General features: G+C 65.7%; 7 protein-coding genes. 6 read left to right on the top strand and 1 reads right to left on the bottom strand.

The window, feature by feature from the left end; translation table 11 throughout:
* The first annotated feature begins 166 nt into the window (after positions 1 to 166).
* The 5 genes from ABWK72_RS00315 to ABWK72_RS00295 are packed head-to-tail and all read left to right on the top strand — an operon-like array spanning position 167 to position 5,345.
* Positions 167 to 1,045 carry a prenyltransferase/squalene oxidase repeat-containing protein gene (locus ABWK72_RS00315; protein WP_367872781.1) on the top strand — a complete coding sequence of 293 codons (879 nt, stop codon included), beginning with the start codon at positions 167 to 169 and terminating at the stop codon, positions 1,043 to 1,045.
* Positions 1,042 to 1,794 (top strand): hypothetical protein, encoded by a 753-nt coding sequence (locus tag ABWK72_RS00310; protein ID WP_367872780.1) that lies wholly within the window; start codon positions 1,042 to 1,044, stop codon positions 1,792 to 1,794. The genes ABWK72_RS00315 and ABWK72_RS00310 overlap by 4 nt, the downstream gene beginning before the upstream one ends.
* On the top strand, positions 1,791 to 2,567 hold the full coding sequence (locus tag ABWK72_RS00305) for a hypothetical protein (RefSeq protein ID WP_367872779.1): 777 nt from the start codon (positions 1,791 to 1,793) through the stop codon (positions 2,565 to 2,567). Before ABWK72_RS00310 ends, ABWK72_RS00305 begins: the two co-directional genes overlap by 4 nt.
* The gene (locus tag ABWK72_RS00300; RefSeq protein WP_367872778.1) at positions 2,554 to 3,930 is read left to right on the top strand and encodes a hypothetical protein; all 1,377 of its coding nucleotides are present in this window, start codon (positions 2,554 to 2,556) and stop codon (positions 3,928 to 3,930) included. Before ABWK72_RS00305 ends, ABWK72_RS00300 begins: the two co-directional genes overlap by 14 nt.
* Positions 3,927 to 5,345: a hypothetical protein gene (locus ABWK72_RS00295; RefSeq protein WP_367872777.1), complete on the top strand. Its 1,419-nt coding sequence runs from the start codon at positions 3,927 to 3,929 to the stop codon at positions 5,343 to 5,345. Before ABWK72_RS00300 ends, ABWK72_RS00295 begins: the two co-directional genes overlap by 4 nt.
* Before the next feature lie 69 nt (positions 5,346 to 5,414).
* Here ABWK72_RS00295 and aat read toward each other — a convergent pair whose 3' ends face one another.
* Positions 5,415 to 6,035 (bottom strand): leucyl/phenylalanyl-tRNA--protein transferase, encoded by a 621-nt coding sequence (gene aat / locus ABWK72_RS00290; RefSeq protein ID WP_367872776.1) that lies wholly within the window; start codon positions 6,033 to 6,035, stop codon positions 5,415 to 5,417.
* 345 nt (positions 6,036 to 6,380) lie between these two features.
* On the opposite strand from aat, the gene ABWK72_RS00285 reads away from it, so the two are divergent.
* Positions 6,381 to 12,173 (top strand): alpha-2-macroglobulin, encoded by a 5,793-nt coding sequence (locus tag ABWK72_RS00285; protein WP_367872775.1) that lies wholly within the window; start codon positions 6,381 to 6,383, stop codon positions 12,171 to 12,173.
* The last annotated feature ends 108 nt before the right edge of the window (positions 12,174 to 12,281 follow it).

Here is a 12,281-nt window from a genome sequence, read left to right as displayed (position 1 = left end):
TGGGGCGGCTTTGGTTCCCAGAGGAAGCTTCTCGTTCTTCAAAACACTTCATTCGACATTCGGAAATTCGGCATTCGTCATTGCGGCCTTTTCCTCCCTAGCTCCCCTCTCCGGGCAAGATCTCCCCCGCCGCCCCGACGATCCCGTCCCGGCCCAGGTCGACACGATGTATGACCGCGGCCTCGCCTATCTGGCCAAGAACCAGAACGCGCAAGGCTACTGGAACGACAGCATGGGCAGCGAGCCGGGCGTGGTCGGGCTGTGCGTGGTGGCCTTCCTGGCCCATGGCGAGGACCCGAACCACGGGATGTATGCCGCGCCGATCTCGAAGGGGATCGACTACCTGCTGGCGCAGCAGAACCCGACCAACGGCTACATCGGCAATAGCATGTACAACCACGGCTTCGCCACGCTGGCGCTGGCCGAGGCCTACGGGGCGGTGGACAACCCGAAGATCGCACCCGCGCTGAAGAAGTGCGTGGAGCTGATCCTCAGCGCGCAGAAGCGCAACAAGTCCGAAGCCTGGCGCTACACGCCGGATAGCACGGATGCGGACACCACGGTCTCCGGTTGCCAACTGGTGGCGCTCTTCGCCGCGCGCAATGCGGGCCTGCCGGTGCCGGACGATTCCTTGAAAAAGGGCCTGGCCTACATGGCGCGCTGCCGCAGCGGCGACGGGTCCTATGGCTACACCTCCGCAGGCGGCGGCAAGCCGACCCTGACGGCGATCGGCGTGCTCTGCCTGTCGCTGGCCAAGGAGAAGGAGGGCAAGGGCTTCCAGTCCTCCGTGGACTACCTCAAGACCCAGCTTTCCTACCGCGACCGGCATTATCCCTACTACTACGAGTATTACATGTCGCAGGCCCTGTTCCATGCCGACATGGACACGTGGAACGACTGGAATGCCCGGAACATCCGCTACCTTTCCACGATCCAAGCCCGCGATGGCTCCTGGCCCGGAAACAAGGGCCAGTCCTTCAACACCGCGGGCTCGCTGCTATCGCTCGCCCTGAACTACCGCTTCCTGCCCATCTACGAAAAATGATCCGGCCTTTGATCATTGCCACCCTGCTCGGGACGCCGCTTTTCGCCGCTGACGAAGAGCCGAAGGACCACCTGCGCTTCACCAACGGCGACCAGTTGGAAGGCCACTTCGGCGGCTTCAATACCAGCGGCAAAATCACCTGGGAACGACCGGACATCGCCGCGCCGATCGAACTCCAGCGCGAGAAGGTCCGCCAGATCGTGCTGCGCAATGCGCGCCCGGTCTCGCCGGTCACCGATCCCTGCCACATCACGCTGGTGAATGGCGACCGCCTCCCCGGCAAGGTGGTGGCCGCCGACGAGCACGAGATGACCTTGGAATCGACCAGCGCGGGGGTGCTGACCCTGCCGCGCGATAGCGTCGCGGCGATCGCGCCGAATCCCTTCGGCGGGCGCTTGCTTTATGCCGGGCCCTTCGACGAGCAGGGCTGGAAGATCGTGGCCGCGGACAAGCTTCCGGGCGGTGCCGATCCCTTCGGCGGGGACGCCGCCGACCGCCAGCCGCTGAAGAAGAAGGGGGACGAAATCAAGCCCGCCTGGGCGCATGCCGGCGCCGCCTGGTATTCGCGGGCGGGCGGCGACGGATTGACCTACGATGCCGGGATGCCGGACCGCTCGCTGCTGCGCTTCAAGCTCGGCTGGCGCTCGCGGCCGAGCATCGCGGTGGCCTTCCACGCCGACCTGCGGCAGGTCGGGCCTAAAAGAAGAAAGCCGAAGGCGCGGAAGAAGAGCGGCCGCCGGTCGGCGTGATGCCGAATTTCGCGCGGCTCTTCGGCAGCGCCTACGTGCTGAATTTCAATTCCGGCTACATCCACCTGCAGCGCACCGGCTTCGATGAGGAGGGCATGCCCGAAGTCGAACGGGTGCGGGTCGGCGCGAGCACGATCAAGCTGCCCGACACCGGCGAGGCGCTCTTCGAGATCCGCTGCGACCGCAAGGAAGGCAGCATCGCGGTCTACATCAATGGCGAGTTCGTCGTGCAATGGTACACCGCGGAGGAGGGCGAGGTGCCAGAGCCCGGCGCCATCTCCTACAAGGCACCGGGCGGCGGCATCGGCTTCCACGTGCAGAGCGGCGCGACGCAGATCCGGGTTTCCGACATCGTGGTGGCGGAGTGGAACGGCCTGACCGATTCCGCGCGCAGCATGGAGAGCGAGCAGCAGGACATCGTGCTGCTGACCAATGGCACCGACCGCTTCTCCGGCCGGATCCGCGCGATCCACGAAAACAACGTCGAGATCGTGGCCAAGTATGCTTCCCTGAAAATTCCGATGAACGACATCGCCGAAATCCACTTCGCCCGCAGCGGCCGCCGCAAGGTGGAGCCGCAAACCGGCTCGGAGATCACCGTCCACATGCAGCCGGTCGGTCGGATCAGCGGCGTGCCGATCTCCTCCGCGGGCGGGCGCATCCAGCTCGATTCGCGGATCGCCGGGAAGATGGACATCGACCTGGCTCCTGCCGTGGTCTTGGAATTCCAGTCCGCCGGAGGTTTCCTCGACGATTGGGATGAAGACCTCTGAATCCCCCTTAGCCCTGCCCGTGCAACGCCTCGCCATCCTCTGCGCCTGCCTCCTCCCGGTCCATGCCGACGAGGTGATCCTCACCGAGGGCTCGCGCCTCTCCGGCACCGTGACCGCAATGGCGGACGACGGCCGGATCTCGCTGAGCAGCCCGCTTTCCTTCGAGCCCTTCCAACTCAAGTCCGACCAGATCGAGCGGGTGCTCTTCGCGCAGGGCAAGGGTCCTGCCGACGATAGCGACGCGATGCTGGTGCTGGCCAACGGCGACCAATTCCCCTGCGAGCTGCTGGGCATCGACCAAGCCCTGGTCCGGGTGCGCACGGTCTTCGCCGGCCCGCTGGAAATCCCGCGGGACCGGGTGAGCACGGTCCAGCTCGGGGTGCGCCCGCGCAAGATCATCTACAAGGGGCCGACCGAAAACGGCTGGAATATCCGCAGCGGCTGGCGCTACGAGGCCAAGGGCTTCGTGGCGGATGGCGGCGGCACGATCTCCCGCGCCTTCGATATTCCCGGCTCCTTCGCCCTCCGCTTCCGGATGGCGTGGAAGACCACCCCGAACCTGCAGGTGTATTTCGCGGACGAACTGATGGAGACCGGCGGCAAGGCCGATCGCTACCAGTTCACCTTCGATGGCTCCGGCGGCTTCAAGCTGGTGCGCCAGCAGAGCGGCGACAGCTATCCCTACAAGGACATGCACGCGATCCGCCGCAGTCCGGATGATTACGCCGACTCACAGGTGGACGTGGAGATCCGGGTGGACCGCCAATTGCACCAGGTGCATCTCTGGCTCAACGGTGAGGAGGAGGGCAAGTATTCCGACCCGCTCAAGGCGACGCCGCCGGGCAAGGGCATCATGTTCCAAAGCAAGATCGGCGCGGACGACGAGATGACGATCAGCAACATTGAGATCCGCGAGTGGGACGCCGCGGCCGTCCGCCACCAGAATGAGAAGCGCGGCGACGAGACTCGGGACGTGGTGATCACCCGGACTTCCAACCGCGGGACCGGGAACATCATCGGCATGAAGGATAGCAAGGATGGCCCTCTGGTGCTCTACAAGAACCCGCACAATCCGGAACCGATGGAGCTGCCGGCCAGCGATGTCTCCACGCTCTTCTTCGCCAAGCCCGCCGAGCCGGCTGTAGCGAAGCCCCCCGCCCCTTGGCAGATCAGCTTGCGCGGACGCGGCTTGCTGGCACTTTCAGGCTGCTCCTTCGCCGGCGATTCGCTGGACGCGGAACACCCCTTGCTGGGCAAGCTGGCGATCCGCCGCGATGCGATCGCCCGGCTCGAGCGCAAGGAAGTCGAGCGACCGGTGGAAGAGGAAGCCAAACCCGAGGAAGGAGACGACGAGGAAGAATGAAACGCCCCTGGATCTGGATCTGCCTGCCGGCCTTCGCGGCGGCTGCGGCGTCGCTGGCGGTGGCCGCGCCGCAGGCGGCGGTAGTGCGCTGCACGGATGGCAGCAGCTTCAAGTGCCGGCTGCTGGAAATCGGCAGCGACCGCGCGCGGATCGAGGCGGACTTCCTGACCGAGCCCGCACCGCTGCGGCTCGATCAGGTCCTGGAGATCGTCCTGCCGCCGACCCGCGGCGAATTCACCGGCGACCACATCGCCACGGCCACGCTGAGCAACGGTGACATGCTGCGCGGCGAGCTGACCGGCGTGACCGCCAGCGAGATCACGCTGCGGACCTGGTATGGCGGCGAGATCAAGCTCCGCCGCACGATGGTGGACACGCTCGAAATCCAGGATCGCCCGGACATCATTTACGCCGGCCCGACCGGGCTGGATGGCTGGACCATGGAGCGCAAGGACGGCTGGGCCTACGAGGACGGCGTGCTGCGCTCGAAGTCCCCGGGAACGATCTCGCGGAAGCTCGAGCTGCCGCCCAAGGTCCACTTCGCCTTCGACATCTCATGGCGCTCGAACCCGCGCTTCCGCTTCATTTTCTTCAGCGACAACATCGACGCCGAGGAGCCGGAGAATTGCTACATGCTGAGTGTGGTGAGCGGCGGCCGGCTGGTGGAGCTGCGCAAGCGCACGCCGCGCAATACCTCGCAGCCGATCGGCAATGCGGTGAACGTGGGTGAATTCCTGAGCCGGGAGAAGGTCCGGATGGAGCTGCTGGTGGATCGCAAGACCGGGCTGATCCAGCTCATGGTCAACGGCCGGATCGCCGCCGATTGGATGGACCCGGAGCCGCAGGTCGGCAAGATGGGCGGCGGCATCCACTTCGATGCGTTGGACTCGGCGAGCCTGCGCTTCTCGCGGATCGAGGTGACTTCGTGGGACGGCGTGGTGGAAGGCCAGGCACCCGATCACGACGAGATGATGATGGACGAGGAGGACGAAGCGGCGAACAAGAAGGAAGAGCCCGAGCCCGATCCGACCCGCATCCGCCTGCGCAACAGCGACCACGTGGAAGGCGAGATGCTGGGAATCGAAAACGGCAAGGTGAAGCTCAAGACCCGCTTCGGCGAGATGAACCTGCCGGTGTCGCGCCTGCGTTCCTTCCCGCTGCGGACCACGAAGGAGAAGGAGGACTACAAGCTCGGCCTCTACGAGAAGCCGAAGCGCTACAACGGCGATATCCGGGCATGGTTCGCGGATGGCAGCCACGTGACTTTCCGGCTGGAGAGTTCGGCGGGCGAGCGCTTCAAGGGCTTCGGGCAGGCCTTCGGGCAGGCGGATTTCGAGGCGAAGGCGTTCAGCAAGATCGAGTTCAATTTATACGATCCGGAGCTGGAAGCGGTGCGGGGCACCGAGGAGCGATAAGGAGCAGGGACCTTATTGTCCCTGTGCGCCGGTCCGGTGACTGCGACAATAAGGTCGCTGCTCCTTATGTCACACCCCCGGCCCCAGCACCGGCGGGTGGAAGGATGTCCCCTGATCGCCCAGCGCGATCTTCAGGCGCCGCTGGTACTCATCGCGCGGGACTTCCTCGCCGCCGAAGCGGCGCAGGTGATCGGTGAGCCATTGGGTATCGAGCAGCAGGAAGCCGCGGGCCCGCAGTTCTTCCACCAGGCCAACGAGGGCGATCTTCGAGGCATCGGTCTTCCGCGAGAACATGCTTTCGCCGAAGAAGCACTTGCCGAGCGCCACGCCGTAGAGGCCGCCCTGCAGGCCCTCGGCATCGTGGCACTCCACCGAGTGCGCGTAGCCGAGGCGATGGAGGAGGCAGTAGCTCTCAAGGATGGTGCCGTCGATCCAGGTCCGGTCGCGGGCGGCGCAGCCCTGCATGGTGCCGCGGAAGTCGGTATTCCACTTCACCTCGAAGGGCTGCTGCTTGAGCACGCGCCTGAGGCCGTGGGGAATGTGGAAGCCGCCATCCAGCGGGATGACGCCGCGCATCAGCGGCGAGAACCAGGTGAGTTCGCCCTGATCTGCCATCGGGAATACACCCTGCGCATAGGCACCGAGAAGCACCTGCGGCGGGATGATCTGGGCTGGCGGGAATCCGGACACGCTACGGACGGAGTGTGGATGGGGCAGAAGAGGGTAGCAAGGAGCGAGTGGCAAGGAGCGAGCGATGAGAAGCCACCGTCCAAGCTGCCTCTCTCTCGCCATTTCCGCCCTCGTCACCTGCTAGTTTTTCTGCATTTATGAAATTTGTGTGAAACGTGAAAGCCTGCAAAAGCCCACGCGTAGCGCAGCCCGAGGAACACTTCCGTGAAAAACAAATCCGCCCCTTTGAGGGCACTGCTCGACCTGGCCGGCCGCACCGCCGGCTTCCTTTTTGGACATATCACATGGTCGGCCCCTCCGTGGCTGGCCGGGACTGGTAAAAGCATAACAAAATTCGGGCAGCACGTGGCGCGGAACCGCCGCCACTGGGCCCTCGGCACCGTCACCCTGGCCGTGCTCGCGCTGGGCACCTGGCAGTACCTGCGCTGGAAGGAGGCGCACCGGCCGCGGCCCTTCGTCTACGAAGAGATCCAGAAGGTCGGGGTGAGCTGGAGCGCACCGGCCATCCAGCGCTCCTGGGACGAGAAAGCCCTGGTCCCTACCCCATTCCTGGTAAGCTTTTCGCTGCCTTCCGCGCCGATGGACAAGGTCGGCAAGGAGCCGGGACCGGGCATCTCCATGAGCCCGCAGATCCCTGGCCGCTGGCAGTGGTCGGACAGCCAGACCCTGGTCTTCACGCCGCTGGCGCCGCACTGGGTGCCGGGGACCGCTTACACGGTTAGCATCGATCCGGAGGAGCTCGCGCCGAAGCGGGACTACAGCAAGAACAAGCTGGAATTCACCACCCGGCCGCTGGGCGCGGAGTTACGGGATTTTAACTTCTACACCAGCCCGAAGGACCCCTCGGTCCACCAGTTGGTCGGGGAGGCGCGCTTCACCCACCCGGTGGAGTTGGAGGAAGTCGGCCGCCACATCGCGCTGGAAGTGGTCGGGAACATGCCGATCTTCGCCAGCGGCCCGCAGGACCAGCCGCTCTTCACGGTCACGCAGGGCGAGGGCCCGCGGCAGTTCTTCATCCGCAGCCGGAACATCGGCATCCCGGAGAAGGAAGACTTCGTGCGCCTGCGCATCACCAAGGGCGTGAATTCCGCCGCTTACGGTAAGCCGCTGGAGCAGGAGCCGGAGGTGAAAACCCGCGTGCCGGACAAGTTCAGCGGCTTCCACTTGACCGCCGCCGATACCCGCATCATCCGCAATGAAGAGGGCGATCCCGAGCAAATGCTCTTCGTCCACTCCGACAAGGACATCGACAGCGAGGAAGTGGCCAAGCGCATCGGCGCGTGGTGGAGCGATCAAGGCTGGGACATGCAGGACCGCGCCAAGATGGAACAGCAGCTCACCGCAGCCCCGCGGATCAAGCTGGTGCCCGTGCCCTCCGAGGCACCCCTGAGCCAGCGTCACAGCTTCCGTTTCACCGAGCCGCGGCCGGGGACGATGCTGCTCCGGGTCGAGCCGGGCGTGAAGGCGCCGGGCGGCTTCGAGACGGGCAAGGAGTTCGAACACACCGCGGAAGTCCCCCCTTTCCCGCGCGAGGTTGAGATCCTCGGCAAGGGCAATATCCTGAGCCTCGGCGGCGCGAAGAAGCTGGTCGCCAGCTCGCGCGGCATGGGCCACCTGCAGGTGAGTTTCGGCCGTGTGCCGGTTTCGCAGGTCCAGCACATCATCAGCCAGAACCGCAACGGCGACTTCGCGAATCCCGACATCGAGACCGGCTACTTCAGCGAGCGCAGCGTGGTGCAGCGCTACCGCAAGATCGTGCCGGTGCCGCTCCAGAATGATTGGGAAGCGGTGCAGACGGAGATCGACCTCAACGAGGCCCCGCCGATGACCACGCCGGACGTCCTGCCGGGCGGTCGCGGGATCTTCTTCGTGCGGATCGAGCCGGTAAGGAAGGTCGAGCCGGAGGAACCCGACAACTCGGTCTTCGGCCGCATCGAGAGCCCGCGCGACGACGATGAAGAAGGCGACGGGTATGCCAGGGGTTACAACAGTTGGGAGGACAGCGAGGGCGACACCACCGGCTTCCCCGATGGCTGGGAAGAGGACAAGGGCGAGGGTGCCGCGCGCTTCGTGATGGTCACCGATCTCGGCATGATGGTGAAGCTCGGGGCCGATGGCGCGCGCGATGTCTTCGTGATGTCGCTCGGGGCCGGAGTGCCGGTGGAGGGCGTGAACTTGAAGGCGCTCGCCCGCAACGGCACGGTCTTGCTCGAAGCGACGACCGATGCCGAAGGGCGCGCGAAGTTCCCGCCGCTCGATGGCTTCACCAAGGAGCGCGAGCCGATCGCGTTGCTGGCTTCGAAGGCGGAGGACATCACTTTCCTGCCGCTCAAGGAGAGCCAACTGCCGGCGATGGATTACTCGCGCTTCGATATCGATGGCGTGGTCGCCTCGCGGCAAAAGGCCGTCGAAGGATTCCTCTTCACCGAGCGCGGGATCTACCGCCCGGGCGATGCGGTGAATGCCGCCGCACTGGTCCGCCGCCGCGATTGGGAGCCGGTGCTGGAAGGCTTGCCGGTGCGGCTCACGCTCACGGATTCGCAGGGCCGCCAGGTCGCGCAGGAGCGGCTGAGGATGCCTTATGATGGCTTCCTCGAGGCGAAGTTTGCGATCCCGGAGAGCGCGCCGCTCGGCAGCTACGAGATCGCCGCACTGGTGCTCAATAGCAAGGACGAGCCGATGTTCCGGCTCGGCCGCACGCAGGTGAAGGTGGAGGAATTCCAGCCGGACCGCAGCAAGGTCACGGCGGCGATCGAGCCCGCACCGCCGGTAGGTTGGATGAAGCCCGAGCCAGCGACCGCGCGGGCCGAGGTGCACTCGCTCTTCGGTGATGCAGCGGTGGAGCGGCGCGTCACGATGCAGGTGACGCTCTCGCCGAGCGACTTCCGCTTTCCCGCGTGGGAAGGCTTCACCTTCCACGACCGCGCGGCGGAGCGTTCCGCCTCGCAGGCCGGGCGCGTGATCGATCTCGGCGAGGCGAAGACCGGCGAGGACGGCAAGGCTGAGTTCAAGCTGCCGCTCGAAACCCTGAAGGACGCTTCCTATCGCATGGCGATCACGACTGAGGCCTTCGAGCGCGAGGGTGGGCGCAGCGTACGGCATACCTTCACGCAGATGGTTTCACCTTGGGACGAGGTCTTGGGCTGGAAGGCGGACGGTGATCTGGACTATATCGGGAAGAACGCCGGACGCAGCGTGAAGATGGTGGCGATCGACCGCACCCTGGCTTCCGTGGCGCGGCCGAAGCTGCATCGTCGGCTAATCGAGATCCGTCAGGTCTCGGCCCTCACGCAGCACAAGAACGGCAACTATTCCTACGTCTCGACCCGCCACGAACGCGTCGCGGCGATGGCCGATCTGGCGCTCGCCGCGGGTGGCAGCGACCTGACGCTGGCCACCGGCGAGCCCGGGAACTTCCGCTTGGAGATCATCGATGACGAGGATGCGGTGCTCTGCGTGATCCCCTACCGCGTGGCGGGCAAGGGCGACAAGGACCGCTCGCTGGAGCGCGAGGCCGAGCTGGAATTGGTGCTGAGCCGGGGCGAAGTGCGACCGGGCGAGGAAGTGGAGATCCATCTAACAGCTCCCTACGCCGGGGCCGGGGTGGTGACCCTGGAGCGCGACCGCGTGCTGGTGCACCAGTGGTTCCGCACCGAAACCAACCAGACGACGGTCAAGCTGCGCGTGCCGCCGGACATCGATGGCACGGTGTATGTGAATGCCGCCTTCCTGCGCTCCACCACTTCGCCGGAGGTCTTCCACAGCCCGCTGAGCTATGCCGCCGCGCCGCTGCGGGTAACGCCGCTACGCCGCCAGATGGAGGTCACGCTGGATACGCCTAAGGTCATCCGCCCCGGCACCGAGGCGAAGTTCGGCTTCACCGCGAGCAAGGAATCGCGGCTCGTGCTCTATGCGGTGGATGAGGGCATCCACCAGATCACCAGCTACAAGCTCCCCCGCCCTCTCGATTACTTCACGCGCAAGCAGGCGCTCGAAGTGCGGACCTTGCAATGGCTGGACCTCCTGTTGCCGGAGTATCAATTCATGAAGGCCGCGCCAGCCTTCGGCGGTGATGGCGATGGCGACTTGCTTTCGCTGCACGTGAATCCCTTCAAGCGCCGCCAGGAAGCGCCGGTGGTCTTCTGGTCGGGCTTGGTCGCGGCCGGACCCGAGCGCCGCGAGGTGACGTGGCAGGTGCCGGACTACTTCAATGGCAACCTGCGGGTGATGGCGGTGGCGGCGAATGCCGGCGGCGTGGGGACGGCGGAGAGTTCGTCCTTGGTGAAGGCACCGATCATCATGGTGCCGAATACCCCGCTCTTCGTTTCCCCGGGAGACGAGTTCGAGGCCTCGTTGGCGGTGACCAACAACTTGGAAACGCCGGGCATGGCCAGCATCAGCGTGGACGCATCCGGCACCAGCCAGCTTGAGCCGGTCGGCAATGCCATCGCCAGCGTCGAGCTGGAGCCGGGCAAGGAAGGGATGCTGCACTTCCGCTTCAAGGCGAAGGATGATCTTGGCGCGGCGGAGCTGAAATTCACCGCGACCGGCGGCAATGAGACGATCGTCCGTACGACCACGCTCAGCGTCCGCCCGGCAACGCACTTCCTGACCAAGGTGCAGTCGGGTTGGTTCCGCACCGGCAGCCAGGAGGTGGAAATGGGCCGCACGCTCTATCCGCAATTCCGCCGCGGCGAGGCGGTGGCCAGCGTGCTGCCGATGGGCCTCGCGAAGGGGCTGGAGGCCTATGTCAGCGGCTTCCCGCACGGTTGCAGCGAGCAGATTACCAGCAAGGCGATGGTCAAGCTGCTGGTCTCCACGGAGGCGGACTTCGGCCTGCCGCCGGCGGTGGCCGCGGAGCACCTGCGCGGGGCGATCGCGCTGCTGGCGAATCGACAGCAGTCGGACGGCGGCTTCGGCTATTGGTATGCCGGTGCGCCGCGGACCTTCGACTTCCACTCGCTCTACGTCCTGCACTTCCTGACCGAGGCCAAGCTGCTCGGTCATGCGGTGCCGGAGCGGATGATGAAGGGCGCGCTGGACTACGCCACCGCGACCGCGCGGGCGGACATCAATGGCCCCGATCAGGCGGAGTTGCAGGCTTACGCGATCTACCTGCTGGCCCGCAACGGCGAGACCGCGCCCTTCCTCCTGAACCTGCGCGACACCCTCACCAAGACCCAGGCGGGCAAGTGGGAGGGCCGCTCGACCGCAGCCTGGATGGCGGCGACCTATCACCTGCTCAAGCAGGACGACGAGGCGGAGGCACTGATGAAGACCTGCGTGGAGACCCGCAAGAAGTCACCGCCCAAGTCGCCGAACAGCTACTACTACAATTCGGACGAGGCGGAGGCGCTCAAGATCTTCTACATCCGCTGCCGCCACTTCCCGAAACAGGCGAAGGACTTCGGCTACGATGACCTTGATCCGGTGATGGCTCCGCTGCGCAAGGAGAGTTTCACCACCCTCACCGCGTCGTTCATGACCCTGGCGCTGAAAGCCTATGGCGACCTCGCCGGGCAGACGGCGCTGGAGCTGACGATCCGGGCGAAGCCGCGCGGTGGCAGCGAATCGGTCATCGCCGGTCCTGCACAGGGCTTGGTGCGCGGGGAGTTCGCGGAAGGCACTTCGGAGATCAGCTTCCTCCGCGACCAGAAGGGCGGCGGCGATATCGGGGCCTTCTACCAGTCCGTGCAGCAGGGCTACGACCGCGGCAAGGCCCCGGGCGCGGAGACCAGCGGCCTCGGCATCTTCCGCGAGATCAAGCCCGCGGTCGATGGCCCGGTGAGACCGGGCGATGCCATCGACGTGAAGCTGACGGTGCGCAACCTGACGCCGAAGCAACTCAACGACCTGGCCGTGATCGACCTGTTGCCTGCGGGCTTCGAGGTCGTGGCGGGCGACCTGAAGTCCGGACCGAATGCCGTGGCGGGCACGAACTTCAGCGAACTGCGCGAGGACCGCACCCTCTTCTACCTCGGCCTCGCCGGGAACAAGGAGTGGACCGTGAAGTATCGCATGAAGGCCGTCTGCCCCGGCAGCTTCAGCGTGCCCTCTGCGATGGTGGAAGACATGTATGATCGAGGTCGCCACGGGATTTCGGAGCCCGGGCGGATCGAGGTGGTGGGAGCGAATTGAAGGAGCCATGCAAGATGCAGGAAAAACCGTCGGATGCGCGGCGATGGCGGCAGCCCCGGGAGCGCGGACTTTAGTCCGCCCGACCCGTCCGCGGCGGGCCGCCATCCC

Origin of the sequence: Luteolibacter sp. Populi, from assembly GCF_040801775.1 — a bacterium.
Classification (GTDB): domain Bacteria; phylum Verrucomicrobiota; class Verrucomicrobiia; order Verrucomicrobiales; family Akkermansiaceae; genus Haloferula.
The sequence above is the reverse complement of the archived record's forward strand: the minus strand, read 5'-3'. Positions and strand labels throughout refer to the sequence as shown.